A 26,027-nucleotide genomic window follows, 5' to 3' on the forward strand; every position below is an offset into this window, starting at 1 on the left:
GAATTGCCTCACAGTGTCACTAGGCAAACACCGTCACTGTCTGTCTTGCCATCGCAATCAGACGATTTTCGGCATCCCAGAGATAGGCATGCTCCGTCGCATAACCATCCGCAGCATAGTCGGTAAATACTTTATATTTAAACCAATCATGCAATTGATGTTGAACCGGATGCACATAGGTCACTGTCCAGGTCAGACTACTTGCAGGCGCCATGTTTTCAAACATAGGTAATACACCGGGTGGCCAGATATCAAAGATGGCCATCAGGTCGGCGACCAGAAATTCACGGTTGCGATGTTTTTCGGGATGAAATCGGCACCAGCCGCCAAAGTCCGGACGAGGACTGGTACTACAAGGCAGATTGACATCCGCCCAGGCCACTTCGAAATGATCATAACAGTCTGGCATGCCATAACCCGCAGGAATCTGAAACAGTTGCTCTGGAGCAGCATAGTCGGGTGCCTGAGCTTGTTGCTGTACCTCAATCTCTGAATCACGGGAAATACCAAAACTGGCAATCAGAATACTTTGCACCGCGTCGTCCTGCCATAAGCGCACTTCAATCGTGGTCACTGACTTGCCTTGCCGCAGGATTTCGGCACTCAGTCGTACTTTGGCTTGCTGAATCGGGCCGACAAAGGTCACACTGCAACTGAGTAAATGCTTGGCCGGATCATTGATGTGAGTGACGGCTTTTTGCATCATCATCGCGGCAGCCAGACCACCATACAGGGTACGACCCTGTAACCATCCCTGTGGAAACTCTACCCATTCCTGTTCGGCAATTTGTGCATAAAGTGCATGCAAAGACATGTTGATCCCTCAGTAAGTCTTGATGCTCAGTATATTCGGCAAAATTCTTCAGGTTGTGAATGTCACGTGACCCAAGCGTCAATGCGCACTTTGGCCCTTGCATTTAAGCCACGCGTCATTCATGCAGCACTTTATAAATCATCCGGGCCATGACTGAACCCAGTCCCGGTACCAGTTGCAGATCTCGTTCTGAGGCTTTCAGTACGCCCTGAATCCCGCCAAAATGGGTCAGCAAATCCCGACGGCGTTTTGGTCCCAGCCCCGGAATAACTTCCAGCACTGATGAACCACGCTTTTTATCGCGTTTGGCACGATGCTTGGTAATCGCAAAGCGGTGTGCTTCATCACGTACCTGCTGAATCAGATGCAGCGCCTTATGATCCTCCGGTAATTGAATTTTACTGCCATCGGTAAAGTGCAGGGTTTCCAGACCGGGCTTACGTCCCTCACCTTTGGACACACCGACCATAAAGGCATCCAGTCCCAGTTCCTGCATGACTTCCATCGCCATGTGCAATTGCCCCTTGCCACCATCAATCAGCAGCAGGTCCGGCAATAGGGCTTTTTTATAACGACGGGTCAGCGCCTGACGCATGGCGGCATAGTCATCGCCCGCCTGAATATCATGAATGGAAAACTGGCGATAATCACGCTTGCGCGCACCACCACTGTCAAAGACCACACAGGACGCCACGGTATCTTCGCCCATGGTATGTGAAATATCGAAGCACTCGATCCGGTCTACAGGACGGCCGACCACCTGCTCCAGCTGATGAAAACGCTCATTTAATTCTATATGATTGGCCAGCTTGCCCTGAATCGCGTGCTGTACATTCATCTGCGCCAGTTCCAGCCATTCGGCCCGGGTTTCGCGGACTTTGGACTTGATCTGGATTTTCTTGCCAAAATGCTGCGAGAGTGCTGCTTCCAGTTCTTTACGGTCAGCCACTTCCAGATTAACAATCAGTTCAGCCGGAATTTCATCGGCCACCTGAAAATAAAAATTGGCAATAAAATCGGCCAGCATCTGCCCCAGGTCATCACTGAGCATATCTGGGAAATAACTTTTTCCACCCAGCATTTTGCCGTTGCGCACATGCATGATCTGCACACAGGTCACCCCGGCCTGATAGGCAATCGACAGGATATCGGCTTCGCCTTTGAGCTTATAGATCGCCTGCTGCGACTGTACGTCTCTTAACAATGCCATCCGGTCACGATAGAACACCGCTTTTTCAAATTCCAGCGCTTCAGCGGCCGCTTCCATTTTTGCGATCAGTTCCTGATTCAGCTCCTTGGTATCGCCCTGCAAAAATCGGATCGAGTTATCGACATCTGCCTTATAGTCTTCCGGAGAAATAAATCCGACACAGGGCGCAGAGCAGCGTTTGATCTGGTATTGCAGACATGGCCGGGTCCGGTTGGCAAAAAAACTGTTTTCACAGGAACGCACATTGAACAGTTTTTGTAGCACCACCAGAGTATCCCGGGCGGTATACGCACTCGGATAAGGTCCAAAAAACTTGCCCACCTGGTGCTTGCCCTTGCCGCGCCCACTGGCTAAACGCGGATAGGGTTTATCTGCCGAAACAAAAATATAGACATAAGATTTGTCATCACGCAGCATGATGTTATAGGGCGGATGATGCAGCTTGATCAGGTTCTGTTCCAGCAACAAGGCTTCAGTTTCAGAACGTACCACCAGGGTCTGGATATCATAAATCCGTGCCACCAAGGCCTGGGTTTTGGGATGATCCAGCGTTTTGACAAAATAGCTGGAGACCCGGTTTTTCAGGTTTTTGGCTTTACCCACATACAATAATTCACCGTCTTTGCCATACATCCGGTAGACCCCGGGCAGGCTGGTCATATTCGCCAGGATTTTTTCAATATGGGGGCGTGCGTTTTCGTTCACCTAAAGCCTATTTTTCACCTACAATCTGCAGATATATGTGATGATTGTTGCGTCATTTTCAAGCAAAAACACAAAATTCCCCTGAAGCTGCCACTTAATCTTAAAGTTCCTGTCGGGTTATCCCCCCAATCTATAATCCTCACGACATAAACTGATTGTTAAAAGCTATAAGTTTCAACCTTTAACTTTGTTATGCTCAAAAAGTCTAGTTTTGAGATGATTCGCATGACCCTGCAGCAATCGGGCATTCATATTGTTCAACCCTCCACCTCCACCCATCACCCGTCTGAACGTGCTCGCCTGATTGGTAAACCGCGTTTTCATTTCGAGCCGAGCGAGTAAGGTAATGCAACTGCTACGTGAACGGATTATTGGGCAGGATGCAGCCCTGAATGAAATTGAAAAAATGTTGCATGTGGTCAAGGCAGATTTTTCCAGTCCGGATCGCCCTTTGTCGGTTACCTTGATGCTGGGCCCTACTGGCGTCGGTAAAACAGAAACCGTGCGTCTGATTGCCGATGCGATCTATGGCCGCCCGGATGCCTTTTGCCGGATTGATATGAATACCCTGGCACAGGAACATTATGCGGCGGCTTTGACCGGCGCACCGCCCGGTTATGTGGGATCAAAGGAAGGTCACAGCCTGTTTGATGAAACTGCGATTGCCGGCAGTCATACCCGTCCCGGCATCATGCTGTTTGATGAGCTGGAAAAAGCCAGTAACGAAGTGATTCGCGGCTTGATGAACGTGCTGGATACTGGCCGGCTGACCTTGACAGCGGGCACTAAAACTATCGATTTTCGCAACTGCATGATCTTTATGACCAGCAATGTCGGGGCACAGGCAGCGCAGCAATATCTGGACAAACTCAGCTATCTGCCTGAGAAAATGCAGGCATTGTGTCTGAAGCGCGTTCCCACCCAGCGCATCATTGAAAAAGTCATGCAGCGTAAATTCGACCCTGAATTTCTGAACCGGATTGACCGCAGCCTGCATTATCAGGCGGTACAGCATGATGCCCTGCCACGTCTGGTCGAAATTGAACTGGATAAACTGAACAAGCGCTTGCAACATCAGCAACGCAGCGTGCATTTAAGCGCTTCAGCCAAAGCCTATTTCTATCAGGACCATGATATTCGTTACGGCGCCCGACATTTGGGCCGCAAGATGCGTACCGAACTGGAGCGGATTCTGGCGCTGTATTTTTTAAACCAGCCTGAGCAGTTCAGTCTGCATCTGGACTGTGTCGATGGACAGCTGGTGGTTCTGCCTGAGCAAGCAAAAGCTTAACTAAGGCAGACTCGATATCAGTTTTTATTCGGCTGAAGCACCTGTATAAAAGCAGTTTGATCTTTGGGTGAAACCAATATAAATTTCTGCACGCCCGCATCAGTATAGTCAATCCGCAGACGCTTTAAAGATAAGGCTGGCGCAATGATAGAGTGGTCTGTGGGCTGAATGGATTGGATTTCACTTAACGGAATCTTCCAGCTTAACCACAGGCTTTTTATGGTCAACACCCCATTGTCCATCACATAGCGCGTACTCCACAGCGGCCACCATAAAATGATAATAGTCAGGACATAAACCGCAGTGTGCAGCGGATATTGCTGCATAGTGCCTTTGGCCTGCATGGTCAGCAGTAGTTGCAGCAACAGGCCACTCATACAAATCACAAAAGCCAGCAGCCACCAGTCTTTTTTAGAACGAAATACGTGCATCGATATCCCCCATATCTAAGTGCAAGATCATCATAAACAATTCCATAGCAGATGACAGGGATTCAACCCGGCAGGATGGAAATTATTTTAAATCACACATCGACAGGATCGTTCCCATTTTCGATCTCATCAGAAAAGTTCAGTAACTCAAATGATCTAATACACTGTTATTTGTGCTGATTAAATACTATCAGCAAAGACCTGAAAGCCCTGCGCTCAGCATACTTCGAGGCTAAAAATGGCAAGTTCAAGGATAGAAATTGACTGAATTGACAAAATTCCGCTAGAAATGCACCTTGAAAATCAGTCACCCTGCTCCATATCTATCAGGCTGATTGATAAAAAATAATGAATTGAAACAAAATCTTTGGTTCATCTTCTTTTAGAAAACTGAAAGGAAAAGTTATAGCGGGGCGGATCAGTCTGGCAGAAATTGATGACCATTGCGTCACGGCTTGATACAACTTGTTATGTTCTTTTTGGATATAGTTATCGTAAGATTAGCGAAGTCAAAAAGTGCGCGGGACATGCGCACTTGCTTCACAACATCAACTTAGAAGTCCTCCAAAATAAAGGAGATCAGGGCATGATCCACGCTGGCAATGCCATTACCGTCCAAATGCTTGAGGACGGGATTGCAGAATTCCGCTTTGACTTACAAGGTGAGTCCGTTAACAAATTCAACCGTGCAACGATTGAAGATTTCAAGGCTGCTATCGAAGCCGTCTCCCATGCCGATATTCAAGGTCTGATTGTGACTTCAGGCAAATCTACATTTATTGTAGGTGCTGATATCACTGAATTCGGCGACAACTTTGCTCAGGGTGAACAAGCGATTGTTGACTGGGCAATGCCAGTACATGAAATTTTTAACAGCTTCGAAGACCTCGACATTCCTAAAGTGGCTGCAATTAATGGCATGGCACTGGGTGGCGGTTTCGAAATGTGCCTGGTGTGTGACTACCGTGTCATGTCAGAACAGGCACAAGTGGGCCTACCTGAAATCAAGCTGGGTATCTTCCCGGGCTTCGGTGGCACAGTGCGTTTAAGCCGTCTAATCGGTATCGACAACGCGGTAGAATGGATGGCAATGGCCAATCCTAAGAAGCCAGCTGCTGCACTGAAAGACGGCGCAGTCGATGCTGTCGTTCCTGCTGACAAGCTACAAGATGCTGCACTTGATCTGGTAAAACAGGCGATTCATGGCCGTTTAGACTGGAAAACCAAGCGTCAGGAAAAACTCGATCCAGTTAAACTCAGCCCAATCGAACAGATGATGGCGTTTAACTCATCGAAAGGCATGGTTCTGGCAAAAGCTAATCCAGCTCAATACCCTGCACCAAAATTACTGCTTGATTCTCTTCAAGCGGGTGCGAGCCTGCATCGTGATGACGCGCTGAAAGCGGAAGCTGAAGGTTTTGCTAAAGCAGCAGTCACACCACAAGCAGGTGCCTTGATCGGTTTGTTCCTGAATGACCAGATCGTGAAAAAAACCTCGAAGCGCTATGAAAAAGGTGCGCATCCAGTGAACCAGGCGGCTGTTCTAGGCGCAGGTATCATGGGTGGTGGTATTGCTTACCAGGCGGCAAGCAAAGGCACACCGATCATCATGAAAGACATCGGTAACCAGCAACTTGCTTTGGGTATGAAAGAAGCCAATGGTTTACTGACCAAACAAGTTGAACGTAAGAAGATGAAGCCTGCTCAAATGGGTGAAACTCTTGCGCGCATCCGCCCAACTTTAAGCTATGACGAGTTTAAAGAAGTGGACATCGTGATCGAAGCCGTGACTGAAAATCCAAAAGTCAAAGGTATCGTACTGAAAGAAACTGAAGCAAAAGTTCGTGAAAACACGATCATTGCATCTAATACTTCTACGATTTCAATCACGCGTCTGGCTGAAAACCTGGAACGTCCTGAAAACTTCGTCGGTATGCACTTCTTTAACCCGGTACACATGATGCCACTGGTTGAAGTGATTCGCGGTGCGAAGACTTCTGACGAAGCGATTGCAACGACTGTGGTGCTTGCTCAGAAAATGGGTAAAACACCAATCGTGGTCAATGACTGCCCGGGCTTCCTGGTCAACCGCGTACTGTTCCCTTACTTCGGTGCATTTGACCTGTTGCTTAAAGATGGCGCTGACTTCCAGCAAATCGATAAAGTCATGGAAAAATTCGGCTGGCCAATGGGTCCTGCTTACCTGATGGACGTTGTCGGTATCGACACTGGCGTACACGGTGCAGAAGTGATGGCTGAAGGTTTCCCGGATCGCATGAAACCTGATTTCAAAGGTTCGATTCAGGTAATGTACGAAAACAAACGTCTGGGTCAAAAGAACGACGTTGGTTTCTACAAGTATGAACTTGACCGTAAAGGCAAAAAAGCAAAAGTGGTTGATCCAACTGCGTATGAGCTTGTGGCATCTGTTGCAACTGCGGAAAAACGTGAATTTGATGCTCAGGAAATCATTGATCGCATGATGCTGGCTTTCTGTAACGAAACTGTTCGTTGCTTGGAAGACAACATTGTAGCCACTGCTGCTGAAGCAGATATGGCCATGATCATGGGTGTTGGTTTCCCTCCATTCCGTGGTGGTCCATGCCGTTACATCGATCAAACCGGTGTAGCTGAGTATGTTGCGCTTTGCAATAAGTATGCGCACCTTGGTAAAGCTTATGAAGCGCCAGAAATGTTGCGCGAAATGGCTGCTAACAACAAAAAATTCTACGGTTAAGGAGCAACGTGAATGGCTACTTTAAATCCACGTGACGTTGTCATCGTTGATGGCGTACGTTCAGCAATGGGTAAAACCAAAAACGGTATGTTCCGCAATGTACGTGCTGACTCGATGTCTGCTGAGCTTGTCCGTGCCCTATTGGTACGTAACGAATTCGACCCGCATGAAGTTGAAGACGTAATCTGGGGCTGTGTGAACCAAACCCTAGAACAAGGTATGAACATTGCCCGTAATATCGCATTACTGGCAGACCTACCGAAGACCGTTGCAGGTCAAACGGTGAACCGTCTTTGTGGTTCGTCTATGCAGGCGATTCACACTGCGGCTGCGCAAATTGCAACGAACCAGGGTGATATCTTCATCATCGGTGGTGTTGAGCACATGGGCCATGTCGGCATGATGCACGGCATCGACCTGAACCCTGAAGCGTCTAAGCATTATGCCAAAGCGTCGAACATGATGGGCTTAACTGCTGAAATGTTGGGTCGTATGAACGGCATTAGCCGTGAAGAACAGGATGCGTTTGGTGTGGAATCACATCGCCGTGCCTGGGCTGCGACTGAAAACGGTCTGTTCCAGAATGAGATCGTCGGCATTGAAGGTCATAATGCAGATGGCTACAAAATCCTGTGTGATATCGATGAAGTAATCCGTCCAGATGCGAACCTTGAATCGTTCAAATCTTTGCGTCCAGTCTTCGATCCGAAAGGCGGTACAGTAACTGCAGCGACTTCTTCAGCGTTGTCTGATGGTGCTTCTGCAATGTTATTGATGTCTGCTGAACGTGCTCAAGCTTTAGGTCTTAAGCCACGTGCTGTAATTCGCTCTATGGCGGTTGCAGGCTGTGATGCTGCGATCATGGGTTATGGTCCGGTTCCGGCAACACAAAAAGCATTGAAACGCGCTGGCCTGTCAATTGCTGATATTCAGACTTTTGAATTGAACGAAGCTTTTGCTGCACAAGGTCTGTCTGTTCTTAAAGGCTTAGGCATTTATGACAAGCAAGACATCGTGAACCATAACGGTGGCGCGATTGCATTGGGTCACCCATTGGGTTGTTCTGGTGCGCGTATCACGACGACATTGCTAAACGTAATGGAACAGCAAGATACGCAAATCGGTCTTGCGACGATGTGTATCGGCCTAGGTCAAGGTATTGCCACAGTGATCGAACGTGTTTAAGATTTAAATACTTCAACAAAAAATCCTCGCTTTATGCGGGGATTTTTGTCCCTTAAAATTCCCCAATCTAAATAAAGGTAGATGGCAATATTTCCTACATAGCAACAACGCTATAAACCTACTAAGGAAAAAGAAATGGGAAATTTAGCAATAGACTTTAACCATACAGCTACTCTAGCAAGATCAAATATGCCGACCTCGATTGAGAGTTTAAATTTTAGTAAATTAAAATTTAAATTAACATCAGGTAATGAAGCCACCATGTCAAAACAAGTTTGCGAATTTGCAGAGCAAGAATATAAACGTTTTCTAGCGTTAAAATATTTCTATCCAAAAGAAACGCTAGTACCTAATAAACTTGTTGATGAGTTTTGGCATGCTCACATTTTAGATACTCGAAATTACCACATGGATTGCTTAAAAATTTTTGGAGCTTATCTGCACCACTATCCATATTTTGGAATCAATGATGAAGTAGATCAACAAAATTTAAAAAACACCTTCGAACGTACTAAGGAACTTTATGAGTTGTGGTTTGGTCCATATCCTGATTTTACAATAGAAGCACGCTGTGGAGATGATCATGCCTGCCATGCTCCTTCGAGCTGTGCATGTCGAGTACCAGGTGCTTGTAAATAATTCCAATTAACTGGGCAGATTACTGCCCAGTTGCCTTACATAGTGCTTCAACTGCTGTATCTAATTGTAGATCCAATTTCTTAAAAAATTTTGTATCTGCGTTCTTTTCCCACTGCTTATATTCAAGGAAAAAAATATATTTTTTCAATGCATCTTCTTTCTTAACGGTTAATGACCCTTGCTTTGCTCTTTGAATATCTTTTTTTAACCGCTCATAAAAAGAAGCATCTGTATCAGAAAAAGCATCACTGAAAGCTTTTAAGTTTCCTGCATAAACTTCATTAATCAAGTTTAAAAATTTACCCAAATTCTTATTTAAGTTTAATTGAACTACTTCTGTACTAACTACGTGCATTCTTTTATACCTGCTTCAACCACTTCAGTATCTAATTTACCCCACAATGGATATTTTGTATTTTCAACAACATAAGTAGTAAAACATGTACATGTTTTATCAATACGCTCAGCATCCCACTTTTTCTTCTCTAATGCCAAATTAGCCTTACAATTGAGATCAAACTGCCTAACTTGTGTGCCTGTCCAATTTGTTTGTATTTTGGAATAATTAATTTCAGTTGGTCTGAGAGCATCCTTAATCTGATTTATACTTACGCCACCAGCAATCCCGATCATACCTGCGATAATTAAAGTTTTCAGTAAACCAGGTTTAGGCTTTTCTTTATTAATAAAAATTAATGGATTTTTACAAGTTCCACAATGATAAAGACCTTGTTCACCAATCTCATGAAGCTTATTTACTGTATTACAAGATGAGCAAGTAATATATCCATTTGTTTGAAGTTGACCCACTATAATCTCTAAAATAATTATTTGTTTTAAACAATTATAATTCTTAACTAGATGAAATGTTATTCCTTTGTAATTTCAGTTGAATAATCAACCAATAAAACCATATTTATGAAGCACTTAAATTTTATAAATGTATGATCAAGCCTCTTTTTTCCTATTTCCTTAAAAGGGTATATATGAACATGCTTAAAACAATGATCGCGACTGCAATCGTAGCGACTTCTGCATCTGCAATGGCAACTGAAGCTCAAGTTGCGCCAGCAACTGTTGTAACTAAAACAACCCAAACTATTGCTAAAGAAGCTGCTGCACCTGTACAAGCGAAAGTTGAAGCGACTCAAGCGACTGTTGCTGCAACTCAACAAGCGACTGAAACTAAAGCTGAAGCAGTAAAAACAGAAGCGACCACTCAATTAGAAACAGCTCAATCTACAGCAGAACAACACGTTGAAGCTGCGAAAACTGAGGCAGTAGAAACCAAAGACGCGGCTGCTGAAAAAGCAGAAGTAAAAGCTGAGAAAAAAGGCTGGTTCTCTTGGTTTAAAAAAGCGGCTTAAGCTTTTTAAAAGCATAAAAAAAGATGTCAGCCTGACATCTTTTTTTGTTTTGGAGTGTCTTATTTAAGCTCAAGAATTTTAAAAAAAAATCCTCAATCTTTTATTTAAACCTTCTGCGCCAGCATCGTGGCAAAGTGCTGCTTAATCCGCTGGCCCTGCTCATCGACACGATACAGCTCACCGATATCTTCATTGTATTTCACAATATTCCAGCCCTCATAATACCCTCGCAACTCCCCCGGCTGAAAAGCAAATGGAAAATCGGCTTGTGCCGGAATATCTGGCGTATCCATGGCACAGACAATCAGATTATAGCCACCCGGCACGGTCGCCTGCTGCATCTGTGTAATGAGCGGTGGAATGGTTTTCGCCTCAAGGAACATCATCACCACGGTACAGTAGATAAAGTCATATTGGCCTGCAATGCTGGTATCCGTGTTGAGGTCGCGGCGCTGTACCTGCACATGATTAATCTGCTCGGTCTGCACAATCTGTCTTAAGGTTTGCAAACTGTTTTCGTTGACATCCCAGGCATGGACATTAAAGCCGTTCTGACTTAAATAAAGCACATTACGCCCTGTACCACAGCCAACGTCCAGCGCACGACCACCTTTTAAATAGGGCATGGCGGCCAGCACTTCAGAATGGGTAGGATTCAACTGATATTTCTTGATGAAGTAATCCTCAGGCCGGCAGTAAAAACGTAGCTGACATTCGACATTTTCACTGGCAGAAACAATTTTGTGCCAAGCCTCAGGCTCAATAAATGGCGGTTGCTGCTCTGGCGTAAACACATGCTCGGATTGCACTACACCAGATTTTTCCAGCATGGCAAAACGCAACTCACCTTTTAATACTGTCAGTTTCGCCCAAGTGCCGGCTTTGGTATTATGCTGATTCTTGAAGCCCTGAGGAATACTCTGCTGGTTCCAGACTGGAAGTTCCTTATAACATATCAACTGTTGCATAAATTTTTGCCCTCCATATCATCCATGCTCCGCCTGTCATTCTTTTGGCAGCGATAATTAATTCAGCATAGCCTGTTCAAATCGGAATTGGAATCAGCGCCTGTTCGCGCTGTGCCGATGCAACAGCAAGATCAATACCAGTTTTTTATCAAAATAAAAAAGCTGCCTCTATTGAGACAGCTCGGTTCTATATCAATAAGGAATTCGACGACTTGATTAATGCAGCAGTTCCGACTTCAGCCAGTTGATGTATTTGTCCTGATCCATAAAATCCGGTGCGCTCCCCAGATCCAGACTGAAATACTGCTGATTGAACTGAATCACAATCTGTTCGGTATAGTGCCAGTCCTCGATCAGCGTGAAATATTGATCCAAGAACAACCGGTTCTTGTCCCCGTTATTCATCCTTTGTAATTTTGGACATGTTTTATTTGCGACAAACTCACCGTACACCTGCTGAATATCAGCAAAAACCTGAATTGTTTGCATGACTCACCTGCTTAAATGTTATGTCGTGATCTGTGCGACCCTTTCAATTTAGCAAGCGAGTTTGAACAGCAGATGACAGTCCTATGGCAATCCTGTCATCTCAGTCAGGCTACAACTTGTTTTCAACCTCTTTCTGGTTAGCGCTCGCCACTCGTTCCGTCTGTTTATTCAGGTGCAGCATTTCTTTATACAGCGCATTAAACTCTTGCACGGCTTTATCGTCATAGAACATAAAGGTGTTATTTTTCTTTTGCCATTTATGCTTTTTCAGTACTGCAAATAAGGCATCAGCCTTGGCCAGCGTCTGTTTTTCAATTTCAAAAATGACATGTGCATTACTATTTTGCTGACTGTCTTTCAGGGTCAGGCTCAGTTGCTGGCGATAACGGTTTTTAATATCCAGTTGTTGTGCCTTGTCGATCAGCTCGGCATCGCGCTGCTGGATTTTCTGCTGATAGCTGTTCACAATCTGATGGACTTGCTTGAGCATGGCTTCAGTTTCTTTATAGCCTTGTGCCTGATCCTTGGCCAAGCGGTCGATATTCAGAAAATTCTGCCAGTTGGCGGCTTTTAAGTCGCGTAGATACTGATTGCGTTCCTCGGCACTGTCGCGCAATTGCCCCAGCATAAACTCAGCCATGATGGCATAGTCACCATCCAGACGGTCATCTTCAAGTTCAATCTGAATCGGTTTAGACCAGTCCTGTGCCTGCTGCGCAATGCTCTCGGTTTTTTCTTCGAGCACGGTTTCATATTCGAGCAGCTCAGCCTGATGTTTTTGCTGAACCGAATTCTGATAAAACAGCCCAATAAAAATTGCCAGTGTCACAGCGGCTACAATCATAAAAACACGCGGCATGTATACGCTCCAGCTCTGTCAGTCAGATCTTGTTGATTTACATCCACTATGCTTATTTTTTAAACACAATTCAAGGCATTTGATTTTTCCAATAATATGTCTAGCTTAGACAGAAATTGCTCCTCTCACAAAGCCACCCTTTCCCAGAACACTATTTTGTCGATCTCATTGCATGGCAGCTTTAATAAGCCCGTTAAACAAAGTTATCTAGACCGACAGGCATACATTATGGGGAGTCAAACGGCAGACTCAGATTCAGCCGGTTCGGATCGAATTGCTCGCGCACAATATTCACATTGGTGGCATCGCGGTTAATTCCAAAAGGTTGCAGCAATACATACACCCCATTTCTTGGGTCTGAAGACTGCAAGCCCTGTGCGACAGCCAATACATATTCACGGAACACCACAGGCAGGCTATCCAGATTAGGATCGGCAGGTGCACGCATCACATCAATATTCGCGACCACATCACCATCCACGCTATAGGCCTGAATTTCACGTTCAATTTTCATCAGACGCATTTGCAGGGCTTTGCGCTGGCTGTTCTGTTCCTGATAAGGCAACATTTTTTCAGTCACGGCGCGCAGTTCCGGTTCCGCCATGACGGTCAGAGTCGGTAAGACTACAGAATCAGCAGCAGGCGCAGCATGGCTTAATATCGGTAGGCTAAAAGCAGTACAGGCCGTAAGAAAGCCGAGTTTAATTGGTGTTAGGAGATTCATCATTTTCACCCTCGTTTGGAAAAGGGAAAGCGTCAAAGCTAAATCTTACAAATAATGCCAGTGCCTATTGTTAAGTTTGATAAACGGTCAATGATGCATAAAAAGGCAGGAAACCTAGAAAAAGAACAAGTTGAAACAACTGAAAAATAGAAAAGAATGCTGATCTGGTTTTGGTGCAGACAAAAAAAATCCCCAAACCAAGTTTGAGGATTTTTTGAATATGGTGGCGAGACCCAGGATCGAACTGGGGACACACGGATTTTCAATCCGTTGCTCTACCTACTGAGCTATCACGCCGATGCGGTGTATTAAGCCGTATCTGGCCTCATTAGTCAATCAAAATTATGAAAAAAATATTTGAGTGGCTGATTTTTGGCCTAAAAAAAATCCCTGATGGGATCAGGGATTGAAAACTTTGAAATCGTTTTAAAATATGGTGGCGAGACCCAGGATCGAACTGGGGACACACGGATTTTCAATCCGTTGCTCTACCTACTGAGCTATCACGCCGATGTCGCGTATTAAACAGTTTCAGCTGTAAATCGTCAAGAGCAGACAGAATAATTTTCTTCAAATGTTTACTTTTCCATCAACTCGCGTCAATTTGAGTCATAAATCGAACAGTGTTTACCAAAGACCTCAGCAATAAAACAGATTTAAGCCCTTATTTACATAAAAAAGCAGCCTAACGGCTGCTTGATATTGCTCTATCTTCAGATTTTTTCCAGATTGGCCAGACAGCGATGAATGGCCCCACAGCCTGGCACGAAGTTTTTCACGCCTTTTTCTTCTTCCATGCGGCAGACCTCACTCACCAGCCTTTCTGCAACGCCACGACCGCGATTGGCCGGATGCACCACAATATTTTCCAGAATCCGGCTTTCGCCCTGTCCGGTGCACCAGATTGCCCCAATAATTTTGCTATTAAATTCTGCGCTATAAACTGAGGTATACTGTGCAAGGTTTTGCTCTAGTTGTTCCATGGCATCTGCCCCGTCACTAAATTCAGGGCTCGTGTCATACAGTCGCTCAAGCTGGCTGCGCACTTCGTCATTTTCTAAAGAAGTATAAGCATGTACGGTGATAGGCATTGATAAACCCTCCTGAGCAATCTAATATGCGGTGACTTCGTCACGGCGAAAATATTTTCTACATCAATCATTTTGACGTATTTGAGGAACGTGTCTATGACAGATCGTATCAGTGAAGTGGTAAGAAATACCAACGAAACCAAAATTCGAGTTCGTTTGAATCTCGACGGTACTGGTCAAGGCACCTTAAACACGGGTATTCCCTTTTTAGATCATATGATTGATCAAATCAAGCGTCATGGCCTGTTTGATATTGATATTCATTGTGATGGCGATCTGGAAATCGATGACCATCATACTGTGGAAGACTGCGGTATTACGCTGGGTCAGGCATTTGCACAGGCATTGGGCGATAAAAAAGGCCTGAAACGCTATGGTCATTTCTATGCGCCACTCGATGAGTCTTTAAGCCGTGTCGTGGTGGATCTGTCTGGTCGTCCGGGTCTGTTTATGGATATTCCATTTACCCGTGCCATGATCGGCCGTTTTGATGTGGATTTATTCTCTGAGTTTTTCCAGGGCTTTGTAAACCATTCCTTGATGACGGTGCATATCGACAACCTGAAAGGCAAAAACAGCCATCACCAGATCGAAAGCGTATTTAAAGCATTTGCGCGTGCGCTGCGTATGGCCTGTGAAGTGGATCCACGTGCTGCCAATACGGTAGCTTCAACCAAAGGTACACTGTAATGACCCGTATTGCCCTTCTTGATTATGGCATGGGAAATTTGCACTCTGCGGCAAAAGCATTAGAACATGTCGGTGCCACAGTTGATGTGACCAATGATCCAAAACTGATTGCACAAGCAGACAAGATTGTCTTTCCGGGCGTAGGCGCGATGCGTGACTGCATGCAAGGTATGCACGAAGCCGGGATTGATGAAGTGGTACGTAATGCCGTATTTAACAAACCGGTACTGGCCATTTGCGTGGGTATGCAAGCCTTGATGCAGCATTCGGAAGAAAATGGCGGTACCGATGCACTGGGTATTTTCGAAGGTGCGGTCAAGCATTTTCCGGAAATGGCGGGTTTAAAAGTGCCGCATATGGGCTGGAACCAGGTGCATCAGGCTGATCCTGACCATCCGATGTGGAACAATATCGAACAGGATGCACGTTTCTACTTTGTACATAGCTACTATGTAGAGCCACAAGATTCAGACTTGGTGGCAGCTACTTGTACCTATGGCATTGAGTTCTGTACTTCAATTCATAAAGAAAACCTGTTCGCGACCCAGTTCCATCCGGAAAAAAGTCATACTGCCGGTTTGCAGTTATTGAAAAACTTTGTGGACTGGAAAATCTGATTTTCCTTTTCTCTAAAAGCTCGCAGATTGCGGGCTTTTTTATTGGTTATTTTTTACACTTTTCATTTATAAAAAATCTCTTTATCATAGAGTTGCTTATAAAAAATCTAATGAAAACAAAGGAAAAATAATGAGTGATACAATTCAGGATTCGGGGTGGAATGCATCAGGACGTTTTGGGCGACGTTCTTATATCGCATGGAATATGCTGCTGGGTTTTTGCTTTATGATCATCGGGATCATTGCTGCTTTCATTTTACCTGGAATGAGTCCAGAGACTTTAGATGGTAAAATGTCCATGCCTTTAATGGTGCTGTTGGTTTTGATCTACGGCGTTGCGATTTATTTTAGCGTGATTTTTTTAATTCGTCGTTTACATGACCGTAATCATAATGGCTGGCTTTCTTTACTGATTTTTGTGCCGGTCGTAAACCTTGTCTTTACACTTTACCTGTTATTGGCACCCGGTCACAACGAAAGTAATGAATATGGCCCTCCACGCACGACACGTGGCTGGGAAACGCTTTTGGTGGTGCTGTATCTGGTACTTGCAGTTATTTTGGCAGCCTTTGCTGTCCCTGCTTATCAGAATTATGTTGAACGTGCTCAACAGGCGCAGATCGAACAGAGTAGCTATCACACTGATTAATCCTTGTTAAATTTTGCATAAAGCCCATTCTGCATGGGCTTTATTTTGCCTAGAACAGCAAAAGTGATTAAGCTGAACGCATTCATTTCATGATTAATGCGTATGGAACAGCGGCTGGACATTTTACCAAGCAAGGAACAAATTCAGGCCTTTCCTGTATTTCAAAATCTTCCGATGCAACAGATTCAGGTGATTAATAGCATGGAACAATGTTATGCTCTTGCACAGGAGCTAAAAAGCCATGCAGTCCTGGGTTTCGATTCTGAATCCAAACCGACCTTTAAAGTTGGTGAGGTTTCTACCGGGCCACATCTGATTCAGCTGGCCACTTTAGATAAAGCCTATTTATTTCAAATGAATGATTCGATCTGGGATTTTCTTAAACCGATCTTTGCCAGTCGCGAGCAGATCAAGGTCGGTTTTGGCCTGAAAAATGATGCGCACCTGTTCCGTAAAAAAGGCATTGAACTGAATAGTGTGATTGAACTGTCCAAATGTTTTAAAGCTTTTGGTTTAAACAATCCGGTCGGATTAAAAAATGCCATGGCTTTGCTATTTCAAGTAAATTTTCCTAAATCCAAACGGATTAGTACCTCGAACTGGGCCAGCAAGAAGCTCAGCCCGGCACAAATTGATTATGCAGCCGCAGATGCCTACGCGCCCGTGCTGGTATTTGAAGAATTACTACGTCGGGATTTATTACCCAGAGAGATTCCCAATACTTCATTAAAATTAAGAATCCGTCCTTCATCGACGACTTAAGCGCTTAAGTGGCGTGTTGGTTCTGGTAACTTGATGTACGCATAAAAGCTGTGATGAGCGCGTTCGATGAGAGAGCTGTGACTTTAACAGGTCTTACAGCTTCGGTTATCGACCAGCTCAGTACACGATCCGTTATGGAAAATCTGATCTCCATTCAAGAGACGGATCATTAAAATCATTAAAACGAGCAAAATAAATTACCTCACTGCTACCTATCTATGGACAGGTTTTCTTTATTCATACCGTTTAAGAGTTAGAAATTTCGACTTTATTTGCTAAGATGAATACACTCAAATTCATTCTAAAGATTAAGCAAGGAGCGAAAGCATGCTGATCATCCCTGCAATTGACCTGAAAGATGGCAAATGTGTCCGTTTAAAACAAGGTCGTATGGAAGACGATACCGTATTTTCAGACGATCCGGTCGCAACAGCACAGCATTGGGTAAATGAAGGCGCTCGCCGCTTGCATTTAGTAGATTTAAACGGTGCTTTCGCAGGTACGCCAATCCATAAGCCAGTGGTTGAAGCCATTGTCCGATCTCAGCCTGATTTGCCGATCCAGATTGGTGGTGGTATCCGTTCTCTGGAAACCATCGAGCATTATCTGCAAGCCGGTGTTTCTTTTGTGATTATTGGCACCAAAGCAGTTCAGGATCCTGAATTTGTTGAAGAAGCATGTCAAAAATTTGCTGGCCACATTATTGTGGGTATTGATGCCATGAATGGTATGGTGGCAACAGATGGCTGGGCCAATGTGACTGATGTCAAGGCTACTGACCTGGCGAAACGTTTTGCCGATGCGGGCGTGTCGAGCATTGTCTATACGGATATCGCGCGTGATGGCATGATGCAGGGTGTGAATATTGAGCAAACCGTGAATCTGGCACAATACTCAGGTTTGCCTGTGATTGCTTCAGGCGGCGTGACCAATCTGGATGATGTACGTAACCTGAAAGATCAACCGGGTATTTTAGGTGCAATTACCGGCCGTGCGATTTACGAAGGTACATTAAGCTTGCGTGAAGCACAATTGTTGCTAGATGAACAACAGGCGCTATAATTAAGCCTGCTGTAAAAGAGGTCTTCGGACCTCTTTTTTATTTTTTTAATTTTCTGATCTCCTGGCATGTCTACCCTTATTTCCAAAAATCACTCCGGCTGGATGGTGAAAGCGCCGCAACTCGCCTTGATCCTGATCACCATTATCTGGGGTGGCAGTTTTATTACCGTGCAATACGGGCTGAACTTTAGCAGTCCGATTATGTTTGTCGGCCTGCGTTTTGCTGCAGCAGCGCTTGCCGTCACCCTGATTTCCCTAAAGTCGCTAAAAGGCATGAACCTGAAAGAGGTGTTCGCTGGCGCGGTAATTGGGATCATGATCGCCATCGGCTACGGCACCCAAACTGTGGGTTTGCAGACCATCAGCAGCAGTGAGTCGGCTTTTTTAACGGCCTTGTATGTTCCGCTGGTTCCGATTCTGCTCTGGCTCATGTTCCGTAAAAAACCGCATGTCATGACCTGGATCGGAGCGCTGTTTGCCTTTATTGGTCTGGTATTTTTGACAGGAAATGGTTTTGCTGCGATTCAGCTCAGTTTCGGGCAAACCCTGACTTTGCTCGGTTCGATTGCGATTGCACTGGAGATTATTTTTATCAGCCATTTTGCCGAGCAGGTGAATGTACGCCGGGTCACAGTGCTGCAACTGATTTTTGCCTCCCTGTTCTGCTTTATGATCGCACCTGTTTTAGGTGAATCTCAGCTACCTGAATTTCACTGGCATCTGGCAGGGATTTTAGTCGGTTTAGGCATTGCCAGTGCCTTGATACAACTAGTGATGAACTGGGCACAGCGCATGGTCGATCCATCACAGGCGGCAATTATCTATGCTGGCGAACCGGTATGGGCCGCCCTATTTGGCCGTCTGACCGGAGAACGGCTACCTGCACTCGCGCTAGTCGGTGGATTGATGGTGGTGCTAGGCGTGATTGCCAGTGAATGGAAACCGAAGTTTTTAAGAAAACAACCAACAGAAGAATTAAAGCAAGATCTTTCTTAATTCCGCTAAATCCCCCTGAAAAAGGGGGATTTTTTTCTCTAAGGAAATACGGCTAAAATTATTTGCTATACATCGGTCTATTGTCATTTAAGCGCATGATGCCGCGAATTGCCCGATACACAATCCAGATCCAGGCCAAAACCACGACCACTAAACAGAAAGCGGATGCACCAAATGCGACCCCTGCAAAAAGGTCAGGATCTTCGCCGGTAAAGAACAAAAAGAAAAATGGAATAAAGGCGACGATATTCCAGAACAGATACCACCAGAAACTGCGGATCTGCCAGGTAAAATGGCTTTCAAAGATGGAACCGCGCACATCGCGCCGTTTCACATAGTTAATGATCAACGCCACGACAGCCAGCAGGCCAGCACTAAAAATGGCCACAATATATAAAATGTACAGTGCAAAAGTCAGTGTGCGGTTTGAGTCTTTATCAATGGAATAGTTCACGTCCCCTCCTAGTACTTCCCCTAGATATTTAAACTATTCAACGGGGAAATCAGCCATATAATCAAAATGATGTTAAAGGCTATGGTACAAAAATATATCTGCCGGAAAGGTTGTTTTTGTGTTTTATGCCGTAATTTCTGCTGTGCCAGCCAAGCTGCCGGCCAGCCGCCCAAGAAGGCCACCAGATGCAGGGTATTTTCCGGAATACGGCGATTACCCAGCTGTGCCGCTTCCTTATCTTGGGCATAAAGCCAGTAACTGAGCGCATTCATCAGACTGACCAGCAACAACACTAATCCACTGAGTAAACTACCCAAGGTTAAAGCCACCAGAAAAAGAATATAGAGCACACAGGCAATTTGCATCGGCTGTAATTTCTGTGTCTGCTGTGACTTGGACGGTTTAAATTTTGCTTGCAGACTTTTGGCTTGAGATGCTTTCAGGTACATCACTTGTTGCGCGCGATAACGGCCGCGTTCATCCAGAATGACCAGATAATCCAGCGCACAGCCCACGATTGGACGTGGGCCAGGCTTGGCAAAGTCCTTGATATGCAGAAATACGCGATCTTTAGCTGGATCACTGGGCTGGATAAAACCATAGCCCTGATCATCAAACCATTCCACCAAACGTCCCCGATCGCGCATATCCCCTATCCTTTTTGATTTGATTGTTTAAGCGGTGACGAATTTTAAGCGTTCAATCAGCATATTACGCATTTCATCCGGATTTTTTTGCAAAATATCTTCGCCAGTACGGCCTAATGCTGCATTACGCTGAGCCACCTGCAGACGCATCATCCAGAACCGTCCTGCTGCCATCGCCAGATACAATTCCAGACAGGCGCGTTCATCACTGGTTAAAGGACGAATCGTTTCATAGGCATTTAAAAAGGCAATCGCTTTTTCTTCGTTTAAGACCACGTCAGGATATTCGGTACAGAAGTCATTTAACGTAATGGCGATATCAAACAACCATTCATCTTTATTCAGCTCATAAAAATCCAGAATGCCATTTAGCTGATCACCATCAAACAAGGTATTATCCCGGAACAGATCCGAATGAATAAAACCGCGTGGACGGTCTGGATATACCGCCGTCAACGCCTCATATAAACCTAATAATTTACCGAGCAAGACTTTATCGGCCGGACTTAAACTCGGCTTGATCTCTTGAGACACGGCCAGCCAATAGGCATGATCACGTACAAAATTACGCTCTAATTTAAAGTCTTTGAGTGCCACATGCATTTTCGCCTGAGCCACTGCAATCGCTTCAACTTGTGCGACGGTAGATGGCATCGGATGTTCACCCATCAGGCGTGGTGCAATCTGTGCCGGTTTATCTTTAATGCTGTGAATGGCCTTGCCTGAATGCGACAAAGGCACAGGAACGGCCAATCCAGCCTGACCCAGATGTTCCAGCACAGGAACCAGTTCACCTGCCGCCTGCTCATCCATATCCTCAAATACTGTCAGCACATATTGCTGATCTTCGCAGACTAAAAAATAGTTGGTATTTTGAATACCGCCTTGAATGGGAATCAGATCAATCGCCTTTAAACCATAAGGCGCTGCAAAATCCTGAACTTCCTTTAAAGTCAAAGTGGTATAAACCGACATAGAAAACCTGCGAAAAAACTTACATAATTTTGCTAGAATACCGTTTCCATCTGCCAAGGTGTAGCGCTTGCGTGGGTGAGTTTCATAATCGGCTGTAATAATTGGAAAAATTTATGCTAGCTAAACGTATTATTCCTTGTCTGGACGTGGATAACGGCCGCGTGGTCAAGGGTGTCCAGTTCCTTGATATTCGTGATGCGGGTGACCCGGTCGAAGTGGCGCGCCGTTATAATGAACAAGGTGCCGATGAAATTACTTTCCTTGATATTACCGCTACACATCATGGACGCGACACGACTTACCGCACAGTAGAGCGCATGGCTGAATCGGTTTTTGTACCCCTGACTGTCGGTGGCGGTGTACGTAAAGTCGAAGATATCCGTTTATTGCTCAATGCCGGTGCAGACAAAGTCAGCATCAATTCGGCTGCGATTTATAATCCTGAGTTTGTGCAGGAAGCGTCTCAACGCTTTGGCGCGCAGTGTATCGTGGTCGCGATCGATGCAAAAAAAACTGGCGACCACAAATGGGAAATTTTCACCCACGGTGGCCGTAAAGAAACCGGGATTGATGCGATTGAATGGGCCGTGAAAATGGCTGACTTCGGCGCAGGTGAATTACTGATTACTTCGATGGATGCCGATGGCACCAAAGCCGGTTATGACATCGCCCTGATGCGTGCCATTAATGACCGCGTCACAGTACCGACTATTGCTTCTGGCGGTGTGGGGAATTTACAGCATTTGGCGGACGGCATTATTCATGGTGGTGCCGATGCGGTACTGGCCGCTTCAATTTTCCATTTTGGCCAGCACACCATTCCGGAAGCCAAAGCCTATATGGCAGCCCAAGGCATTGAAATGCGCCTTTAAGCCGTTTTAGATGATGATTTGATTAAAGAGTGTTTTTATAAACACTCTTTTTTTATGCCTTAAATAAAACAACACAGCAAATACGGGACAAAAAAAAGGAGTCTTTCGACTCCTTATAAAACCAAGATAAGACTACAGCACTTGGTATTCAAAAGAACTCATCCCCCCAGAAACATCATCAGTATAAGGCTTTGCTCACCGACGTGAGCAACTATAAGTGAAATCCGCAGGACAATATTGACAATACAATCGTATTTTATTGACAAATCACGACAAAGCCCTATTTTACTCCATAACCTGCGTATTTAACTGCTTCATTACCGTATTTTTTGCAGTATTTTTTGTCATTTTAGAGGAAGCATCGGCCGATTTAACCGGAAAATATTGTTCTGCCCAGCGGTTGAGTTTTTTCGAGATCGGTGCAGGCAAGCTCAAACCTAAAGGGTTCTGTTCCTGCAAATCTGCCGAGGAAATTACCCGAGTACCGAGCAGATAGTCAAACCAGGGTTTGGTCACACACCAGTTGGCATCCTGATTGCTATTCATATGATGATCATAATGCCAGGGCAATTTCTTTTTGGCCCATTCCGGTTCCAGATGCGCCCGGCGATGTAAATAATAATAGTTGCCTGCACTATATAAGGCAGCCAGTGACATGCCTTTGGAGAATGGATAAAAACTGAGTCCAAAAACGGTCGCGACCACTGCCAGTGAGGCAATTTCATTGCGGGTACGCCAGTTGTCCAGTCCTTCTACATAGCCGAAATCGGAAAATTCCGTTTTTCGCACAATCCGGTGATGCTCCCAGTGTGAGCGCATACTCTCGGGTACCGGACTATAACGGCTCTTTCCCGGCCGGTGAACACCATGCAATACATATTTATGTGCAAACCATTCAAATCCATTTGCGACGACAAGTCCTGCCAGAAAACCTTTCCACATAATCTTTTACCTCTTGGTCTATTTTTAATATAGGCTAAATAAAAGACTAGATATTGACCAAAATATTCAATATGATTGACAAAATACGACAAAATAAAAGAATTAAAAATGCTGGTTCTAAAAAACTACGTAGGTTCAGTATACGGTGGTTTAGGACATTTACTTTTGGACTATTATCAGTTGAAACAGCTTGAAGTCCCTGAGAAATTATTGGCCATTCAAAATCTGGAACGCTTTGATTTCGCCTTGTGGCGTGATCTATTAACGACACTTGATCAACAGCTGCAACGACCGGCTTTAGGCCTGGAAATCGCCCAGCTGGTTGAAGCTAAACACCTCGGTATTATTGGCTATCTGGCACTCTCAAGTGAGACCTTGGGTGAAGCCTTTATGCGCTATCATGATTATCATCGTCTGATTTATGATGGCGGCCCACTTCAACTGCAATGGCAAGGCGATTATCTGTCGATTGGCTGGGTTGAAGTTCCATTTCATCTGAATACCCAATTGACCGATGAAATCGCGATTGCGCTAATGACGGAATTCGTGAAAGCTAATGTTCAGAACCCGCACGGTGTTCAATTATATGAAGTGCATTTCCAGCATGCAATGCCTAAAAATATTGCACTCTATGAGCAGTATTTCGGATGTAAAGTCCGCTTTTCTCAAGCCAGAAATCAGGTATTGATGCATGTCAGTGAACTGTCCAGACCACTGAAACAGGGCGACCAGACCTTGCAAAAACTGCTGATGCAACAGGCCAAAGCATTATTAGAAAAATTCCCGTACTCCACTCTGGTAGATCAGCAGCTGCAACAGGCGATTCTAATTGGCCTGCAAAAAAACCTGTTCCAAATCGAGCATATTGCCGAGCAGATGAATTTTTCCGTGCGTCAGTTACAACGCCATTTGCAAAAACAGGGCAAAACCTATCAGCAACGTATGCAGGAAATCCGCTGCATGATGGCCATGCAATATCTGAAAGATCCGCACTTGAGCTTGCAGGAAACCGCCATGTTACTCGGTTATTCTGAACAGAGTGCTTTTCAGCGCGCCTTTAAGCAATGGACTCAACTGACGCCGCAGCAGTGGCGCCAACAGAATATGTCAGCCGCTTAAACCACTAACATGTTGGTTTAATATACGGGCTTCAAGCAACGTTGATAATTTAAATCCCTTGTCCCTATGACCTAATAATAAATATAAAAATAAGGACTTAGAATATGGATAAATATCTTCCCGAATTGCTCGGCACGTTCTTGCTAGTGTTTGGAGATATTGTGGGAGCAGAAAATTAGGCTTTTTAATAAAAACCCTCTAAAAAGCCAGGATTTCCAAATACCATTTTTCTGCATGTTTCACATGGAGCATGCAGATCATCGCGCTTAAAAATGCTTATAAAAATGGATTTTCAATTTCATCCATATCATCACGCTGAATTTTTTCTGGCAAATCCGGTGTATTTTCCAGTTGTTGCACCACATCATTCAAAAAAGCCTGCAAGGCTTTGGCCACTTTCAGTCCCTGCTGATCCTTGGTGATTTGCAAGTTACCATACACGCTGACGCAGTCCAGATCATTTTCCAAAGTCAGATCATGAATGGCATGGGATTCGCTGCCATTTTCAAACGCTTTAAACATATCCTCTTCACCTGTCTTTGTTATTTTTCAATGAACGTCTGATGTCGATGCTACCCGAATCCTGGTTTTTTCAGCAAGCTTATTTCAACAGCTGCAAAATATATTGCAACAAGGCATCAATCAGCTGTTTTACGATGGCATCTTGTGTCGCGTTGTCTATCGCGCCACCAGTCGCTGAGGAGGTCGAACTGCCTGAACCGGAAGACTTAAACTCGCGTTGTAATGCCTGCAGGTTTTCTTCAGAAACCTCTTCGGCACACTGGCTTTCTGCATCCCAGTTGGAGTATTCAATTTTCTGGTTGGCTTTTACGGCATTTCCGGTCAGTGGTAGCTTATAGGTATTGCGCTTCTGCTCTTCGGTAAGCTGCGGAAACAGGTTAATTCCAAGCTGTTCTTCCAGATAGCAGACACTGACAATACGCACTTTGAGTGAATTGTCATTCGGTGCATAGTAAGCACCAATAGCACCGGTTTTCGGCATATAAACCGCCTTATAGACCGCGGTTGGCACGATCACGCCATTGCCAATGGTTTTCAGCTTCTTCCCGGCAAAGACCGGCCCTGTCACCACATAAACATCCTGTTTCTGCTTGGTCACAATGGCACGGGTGGCTTCTTCCAGCTCTCGCCAGACTTGCTGATTATTCTTGGGCGCTTGCGGCACCATATTGGCCAGTGAAAAACTGTCAGACTGCGCGGCCTTGTTAGGCATATCCGCATTCGGCGCCATATGACCGCGGTCATAACCTGAACCACGATAATCCACCAATGTGGCACGATGCTTCGCACTGACCCGATCTTCTTCATGAAAATTATCTTCACGGGGAATTTTCTGGCTTAAGCGTGCTGGCGTTAAGGCTTCTGCAACCCAAAGTGGCGTTTTAGATACCCCGGAATAACCGACATTAAAGCCATTAAAACACAGCGAATAGCTGTCTTTTTTCAGGCTGTCTTTTATCAGATATGGCGGCACATCCCGATAAAACTGGTTCAGACAGGCAGAATCACTGGAAGAGGATAGTGACACCCACTGACTGATTTTTTCCTGACCAAAAGCGATGGCGAAGCTGCTCGAAGCCACCACGCCCAGAATGACTTTAATACTATTATCATTTAAAAACTGAGAAAAAGAGTTCTTGGATTTACGCTGCTTCTTGGCCATTCTTACACGTACTTTTTAGATCAATACAGATTTTGACCGAGCTTAACA

The 26,027-nt window shown here is 44.9% G+C and carries 28 protein-coding genes, 2 tRNA genes and 1 pseudogene; 13 read left to right on the forward strand and 18 right to left on the reverse strand.

What is annotated here, in order from left to right:
- Window positions 1-19: 19 nt before the first annotated feature.
- Both MTX11_RS08605 and uvrC read right to left on the reverse strand, forming a co-directional pair.
- Window positions 20-814: a thioesterase family protein gene (locus MTX11_RS08605; protein WP_243474888.1), complete on the reverse strand. Its 795-nt coding sequence runs from the start codon at window positions 812-814 to the stop codon at window positions 20-22.
- 115 nt (window positions 815-929) lie between these two features.
- A complete protein-coding gene (gene uvrC, locus MTX11_RS08610) occupies window positions 930-2,729 on the reverse strand; it encodes an excinuclease ABC subunit UvrC (protein ID WP_004647300.1) in 1,800 nt (599 codons plus the stop codon).
- A 225-nt stretch (window positions 2,730-2,954) separates the two neighbouring features.
- Between uvrC and MTX11_RS08615 the strand changes: the two are divergent.
- A pseudogene (locus MTX11_RS08615) lies at window positions 2,955-4,020 on the forward strand (AAA family ATPase).
- 17 nt (window positions 4,021-4,037) lie between these two features.
- Here MTX11_RS08615 and MTX11_RS08620 read toward each other — a convergent pair.
- Window positions 4,038-4,451 carry a PH domain-containing protein gene (locus tag MTX11_RS08620; protein WP_005105414.1) on the reverse strand — a complete coding sequence of 138 codons (414 nt, stop codon included), beginning with the start codon at window positions 4,449-4,451 and terminating at the stop codon, window positions 4,038-4,040.
- Between the two features lie 586 nt (window positions 4,452-5,037).
- On the opposite strand from MTX11_RS08620, the gene fadB reads away from it, so the two are divergent.
- The 3 genes from fadB (at window position 5,038) to MTX11_RS08635 (ending at window position 9,012) form a co-directional block, all read left to right on the forward strand.
- Complete coding sequence (gene fadB / locus MTX11_RS08625; protein WP_004729267.1) at window positions 5,038-7,188, forward strand: fatty acid oxidation complex subunit alpha FadB; 2,151 nt, start codon at window positions 5,038-5,040, stop codon at window positions 7,186-7,188.
- A gap of 12 nt (window positions 7,189-7,200) precedes the next feature.
- Complete coding sequence (fadA, locus tag MTX11_RS08630; RefSeq protein ID WP_004729264.1) at window positions 7,201-8,373, forward strand: acetyl-CoA C-acyltransferase FadA; 1,173 nt, start codon at window positions 7,201-7,203, stop codon at window positions 8,371-8,373.
- 135 nt (window positions 8,374-8,508) lie between these two features.
- Window positions 8,509-9,012, forward strand: a complete 504-nt coding sequence (locus MTX11_RS08635; RefSeq protein ID WP_005108093.1) for a glycine-rich domain-containing protein — start codon at window positions 8,509-8,511, stop codon at window positions 9,010-9,012.
- A 19-nt stretch (window positions 9,013-9,031) separates the two neighbouring features.
- On the opposite strand, the gene MTX11_RS08640 is transcribed toward MTX11_RS08635, so the two are convergent.
- Both MTX11_RS08640 and MTX11_RS08645 read right to left on the reverse strand, forming a co-directional pair.
- Complete coding sequence (locus tag MTX11_RS08640; RefSeq protein WP_243474889.1) at window positions 9,032-9,367, reverse strand: hypothetical protein; 336 nt, start codon at window positions 9,365-9,367, stop codon at window positions 9,032-9,034.
- Window positions 9,358-9,822, reverse strand: a complete 465-nt coding sequence (locus MTX11_RS08645) for a hypothetical protein (RefSeq protein ID WP_071852126.1) — start codon at window positions 9,820-9,822, stop codon at window positions 9,358-9,360. The genes MTX11_RS08640 and MTX11_RS08645 overlap by 10 nt, the downstream gene beginning before the upstream one ends.
- 176 nt (window positions 9,823-9,998) lie before the next feature.
- Here MTX11_RS08645 and MTX11_RS08650 point away from each other — a divergent pair, with 176 nt between their 5' ends.
- Window positions 9,999-10,379 carry a hypothetical protein gene (locus MTX11_RS08650; RefSeq protein WP_243474890.1) on the forward strand — a complete coding sequence of 127 codons (381 nt, stop codon included), beginning with the start codon at window positions 9,999-10,001 and terminating at the stop codon, window positions 10,377-10,379.
- A 104-nt stretch (window positions 10,380-10,483) separates the two neighbouring features.
- On the opposite strand, the gene tehB is transcribed toward MTX11_RS08650, so the two are convergent.
- The 7 genes from tehB to MTX11_RS08685 all read right to left on the reverse strand — a co-directional run bounded on the left by tehB (window position 10,484) and on the right by MTX11_RS08685 (window position 14,510).
- Entirely contained in the window at window positions 10,484-11,347 is an 864-nt protein-coding gene (tehB, locus tag MTX11_RS08655; protein ID WP_243474891.1) for an SAM-dependent methyltransferase TehB, read from the reverse strand.
- A gap of 216 nt (window positions 11,348-11,563) precedes the next feature.
- On the reverse strand, window positions 11,564-11,836 hold the full coding sequence (locus MTX11_RS08660; RefSeq protein ID WP_004278649.1) for a hypothetical protein: 273 nt from the start codon (window positions 11,834-11,836) through the stop codon (window positions 11,564-11,566).
- A 109-nt stretch (window positions 11,837-11,945) separates the two neighbouring features.
- Window positions 11,946-12,695 (reverse strand): hypothetical protein, encoded by a 750-nt coding sequence (locus MTX11_RS08665; protein ID WP_005108098.1) that lies wholly within the window; start codon window positions 12,693-12,695, stop codon window positions 11,946-11,948.
- A gap of 226 nt (window positions 12,696-12,921) precedes the next feature.
- A complete protein-coding gene (locus tag MTX11_RS08670; RefSeq protein WP_243474908.1) occupies window positions 12,922-13,419 on the reverse strand; it encodes a hypothetical protein in 498 nt (165 codons plus the stop codon).
- Window positions 13,420-13,640: 221 nt separating this feature from the next.
- Window positions 13,641-13,716, reverse strand: a tRNA-Phe gene (locus MTX11_RS08675).
- A gap of 137 nt (window positions 13,717-13,853) precedes the next feature.
- A tRNA-Phe gene (locus MTX11_RS08680) sits at window positions 13,854-13,929 on the reverse strand.
- 203 nt (window positions 13,930-14,132) lie between these two features.
- The gene (locus MTX11_RS08685) at window positions 14,133-14,510 is read right to left on the reverse strand and encodes a GNAT family N-acetyltransferase (RefSeq protein WP_004278652.1); all 378 of its coding nucleotides are present in this window, start codon (window positions 14,508-14,510) and stop codon (window positions 14,133-14,135) included.
- Window positions 14,511-14,606: 96 nt separating this feature from the next.
- Between MTX11_RS08685 and hisB the strand changes: the two genes are divergently transcribed.
- The 6 genes from hisB to MTX11_RS08715 all read left to right on the forward strand — a co-directional run bounded on the left by hisB (window position 14,607) and on the right by MTX11_RS08715 (window position 19,286).
- Window positions 14,607-15,200: an imidazoleglycerol-phosphate dehydratase HisB gene (gene hisB / locus MTX11_RS08690; protein ID WP_004729244.1), complete on the forward strand. Its 594-nt coding sequence runs from the start codon at window positions 14,607-14,609 to the stop codon at window positions 15,198-15,200.
- Complete coding sequence (gene hisH, locus MTX11_RS08695) at window positions 15,200-15,817, forward strand: imidazole glycerol phosphate synthase subunit HisH (RefSeq protein WP_243474892.1); 618 nt, start codon at window positions 15,200-15,202, stop codon at window positions 15,815-15,817. The genes hisB and hisH overlap by 1 nt, the downstream gene beginning before the upstream one ends.
- 130 nt (window positions 15,818-15,947) lie before the next feature.
- Complete coding sequence (locus MTX11_RS08700) at window positions 15,948-16,466, forward strand: DUF805 domain-containing protein (RefSeq protein WP_243474893.1); 519 nt, start codon at window positions 15,948-15,950, stop codon at window positions 16,464-16,466.
- A gap of 102 nt (window positions 16,467-16,568) precedes the next feature.
- The gene (locus MTX11_RS08705; RefSeq protein ID WP_243474894.1) at window positions 16,569-17,228 is read left to right on the forward strand and encodes a 3'-5' exonuclease; all 660 of its coding nucleotides are present in this window, start codon (window positions 16,569-16,571) and stop codon (window positions 17,226-17,228) included.
- A gap of 327 nt (window positions 17,229-17,555) precedes the next feature.
- Window positions 17,556-18,290, forward strand: coding sequence for a 1-(5-phosphoribosyl)-5-[(5-phosphoribosylamino)methylideneamino]imidazole-4-carboxamide isomerase (gene hisA / locus MTX11_RS08710; protein WP_005095189.1), 735 nt, complete (start codon window positions 17,556-17,558; stop codon window positions 18,288-18,290).
- A 66-nt stretch (window positions 18,291-18,356) separates the two neighbouring features.
- A complete protein-coding gene (locus MTX11_RS08715; RefSeq protein WP_243474895.1) occupies window positions 18,357-19,286 on the forward strand; it encodes a DMT family transporter in 930 nt (309 codons plus the stop codon).
- Window positions 19,287-19,344: 58 nt separating this feature from the next.
- Here the strand turns inward: MTX11_RS08715 and MTX11_RS08720 are convergent, their stop codons facing one another.
- The 3 genes from MTX11_RS08720 to MTX11_RS08730 are packed head-to-tail and all read right to left on the reverse strand — an operon-like array spanning window position 19,345 to window position 21,362.
- Window positions 19,345-19,740 carry a DUF4870 family protein gene (locus tag MTX11_RS08720; RefSeq protein ID WP_005105397.1) on the reverse strand — a complete coding sequence of 132 codons (396 nt, stop codon included), beginning with the start codon at window positions 19,738-19,740 and terminating at the stop codon, window positions 19,345-19,347.
- A 20-nt stretch (window positions 19,741-19,760) separates the two neighbouring features.
- Complete coding sequence (locus MTX11_RS08725; protein WP_243474896.1) at window positions 19,761-20,387, reverse strand: DUF1294 domain-containing protein; 627 nt, start codon at window positions 20,385-20,387, stop codon at window positions 19,761-19,763.
- A 27-nt stretch (window positions 20,388-20,414) separates the two neighbouring features.
- On the reverse strand, window positions 20,415-21,362 hold the full coding sequence (locus MTX11_RS08730; RefSeq protein ID WP_243474897.1) for a homoserine kinase: 948 nt from the start codon (window positions 21,360-21,362) through the stop codon (window positions 20,415-20,417).
- Window positions 21,363-21,475: 113 nt separating this feature from the next.
- Here MTX11_RS08730 and hisF point away from each other — a divergent pair, with 113 nt between their 5' ends.
- Window positions 21,476-22,234, forward strand: a complete 759-nt coding sequence (gene hisF / locus MTX11_RS08735) for an imidazole glycerol phosphate synthase subunit HisF (RefSeq protein WP_004647284.1) — start codon at window positions 21,476-21,478, stop codon at window positions 22,232-22,234.
- Between the two features lie 285 nt (window positions 22,235-22,519).
- Here hisF and MTX11_RS08740 read toward each other — a convergent pair whose 3' ends face one another.
- Window positions 22,520-23,176: a sterol desaturase family protein gene (locus MTX11_RS08740; RefSeq protein WP_243474898.1), complete on the reverse strand. Its 657-nt coding sequence runs from the start codon at window positions 23,174-23,176 to the stop codon at window positions 22,520-22,522.
- 108 nt (window positions 23,177-23,284) lie between these two features.
- Here MTX11_RS08740 and MTX11_RS08745 point away from each other — a divergent pair, with 108 nt between their 5' ends.
- Window positions 23,285-24,295 carry an AraC family transcriptional regulator gene (locus MTX11_RS08745; RefSeq protein WP_243474899.1) on the forward strand — a complete coding sequence of 337 codons (1,011 nt, stop codon included), beginning with the start codon at window positions 23,285-23,287 and terminating at the stop codon, window positions 24,293-24,295.
- A 276-nt stretch (window positions 24,296-24,571) separates the two neighbouring features.
- On the opposite strand, the gene MTX11_RS08750 is transcribed toward MTX11_RS08745, so the two are convergent.
- Complete coding sequence (locus tag MTX11_RS08750) at window positions 24,572-24,817, reverse strand: hypothetical protein (RefSeq protein ID WP_243474900.1); 246 nt, start codon at window positions 24,815-24,817, stop codon at window positions 24,572-24,574.
- 79 nt (window positions 24,818-24,896) lie between these two features.
- Entirely contained in the window at window positions 24,897-25,979 is a 1,083-nt protein-coding gene (locus MTX11_RS08755; protein WP_243474901.1) for a DNA/RNA non-specific endonuclease, read from the reverse strand.
- Window positions 25,980-26,027 lie beyond the last annotated feature (48 nt).

Source organism: Acinetobacter lwoffii (assembly GCF_022809915.1).
Taxonomy (GTDB): domain Bacteria; phylum Pseudomonadota; class Gammaproteobacteria; order Pseudomonadales; family Moraxellaceae; genus Acinetobacter; species Acinetobacter lwoffii_M.

Excerpts from the sequence above, each read along its gene's own strand:
- MTX11_RS08605 (WP_243474888.1), bottom strand. The coding sequence starts at position 814 with ATGTCTTTGCATGCACTTTATGCACAAATTGCCGAACAGGAATGGGTA.
- MTX11_RS08620 (WP_005105414.1), bottom strand. The coding sequence starts at position 4,451 with ATGCACGTATTTCGTTCTAAAAAAGACTGGTGGCTGCTGGCTTTTGTG.
- fadB (WP_004729267.1), top strand. The coding sequence starts at position 5,038 with ATGATCCACGCTGGCAATGCCATTACCGTCCAAATGCTTGAGGACGGG.
- fadA (WP_004729264.1), top strand. The coding sequence starts at position 7,201 with ATGGCTACTTTAAATCCACGTGACGTTGTCATCGTTGATGGCGTACGT.
- MTX11_RS08635 (WP_005108093.1), top strand. The coding sequence starts at position 8,509 with ATGGGAAATTTAGCAATAGACTTTAACCATACAGCTACTCTAGCAAGA.
- MTX11_RS08640 (WP_243474889.1), bottom strand. The coding sequence starts at position 9,367 with ATGCACGTAGTTAGTACAGAAGTAGTTCAATTAAACTTAAATAAGAAT.
- MTX11_RS08650 (WP_243474890.1), top strand. The coding sequence starts at position 9,999 with ATGAACATGCTTAAAACAATGATCGCGACTGCAATCGTAGCGACTTCT.
- tehB (WP_243474891.1), bottom strand. The coding sequence starts at position 11,347 with ATGCAACAGTTGATATGTTATAAGGAACTTCCAGTCTGGAACCAGCAG.
- MTX11_RS08660 (WP_004278649.1), bottom strand. The coding sequence starts at position 11,836 with ATGCAAACAATTCAGGTTTTTGCTGATATTCAGCAGGTGTACGGTGAG.
- MTX11_RS08665 (WP_005108098.1), bottom strand. The coding sequence starts at position 12,695 with ATGCCGCGTGTTTTTATGATTGTAGCCGCTGTGACACTGGCAATTTTT.
- MTX11_RS08670 (WP_243474908.1), bottom strand. The coding sequence starts at position 13,419 with ATGAATCTCCTAACACCAATTAAACTCGGCTTTCTTACGGCCTGTACT.
- MTX11_RS08685 (WP_004278652.1), bottom strand. The coding sequence starts at position 14,510 with ATGCCTATCACCGTACATGCTTATACTTCTTTAGAAAATGACGAAGTG.
- hisB (WP_004729244.1), top strand. The coding sequence starts at position 14,607 with ATGACAGATCGTATCAGTGAAGTGGTAAGAAATACCAACGAAACCAAA.
- hisH (WP_243474892.1), top strand. The coding sequence starts at position 15,200 with ATGACCCGTATTGCCCTTCTTGATTATGGCATGGGAAATTTGCACTCT.
- MTX11_RS08700 (WP_243474893.1), top strand. The coding sequence starts at position 15,948 with ATGAGTGATACAATTCAGGATTCGGGGTGGAATGCATCAGGACGTTTT.
- MTX11_RS08705 (WP_243474894.1), top strand. The coding sequence starts at position 16,569 with ATGGAACAGCGGCTGGACATTTTACCAAGCAAGGAACAAATTCAGGCC.
- hisA (WP_005095189.1), top strand. The coding sequence starts at position 17,556 with ATGCTGATCATCCCTGCAATTGACCTGAAAGATGGCAAATGTGTCCGT.
- MTX11_RS08715 (WP_243474895.1), top strand. The coding sequence starts at position 18,357 with ATGTCTACCCTTATTTCCAAAAATCACTCCGGCTGGATGGTGAAAGCG.
- MTX11_RS08725 (WP_243474896.1), bottom strand. The coding sequence starts at position 20,387 with ATGCGCGATCGGGGACGTTTGGTGGAATGGTTTGATGATCAGGGCTAT.
- MTX11_RS08730 (WP_243474897.1), bottom strand. The coding sequence starts at position 21,362 with ATGTCGGTTTATACCACTTTGACTTTAAAGGAAGTTCAGGATTTTGCA.
- hisF (WP_004647284.1), top strand. The coding sequence starts at position 21,476 with ATGCTAGCTAAACGTATTATTCCTTGTCTGGACGTGGATAACGGCCGC.
- MTX11_RS08740 (WP_243474898.1), bottom strand. The coding sequence starts at position 23,176 with ATGTGGAAAGGTTTTCTGGCAGGACTTGTCGTCGCAAATGGATTTGAA.
- MTX11_RS08745 (WP_243474899.1), top strand. The coding sequence starts at position 23,285 with ATGCTGGTTCTAAAAAACTACGTAGGTTCAGTATACGGTGGTTTAGGA.
- MTX11_RS08750 (WP_243474900.1), bottom strand. The coding sequence starts at position 24,817 with ATGTTTAAAGCGTTTGAAAATGGCAGCGAATCCCATGCCATTCATGAT.
- MTX11_RS08755 (WP_243474901.1), bottom strand. The coding sequence starts at position 25,979 with ATGGCCAAGAAGCAGCGTAAATCCAAGAACTCTTTTTCTCAGTTTTTA.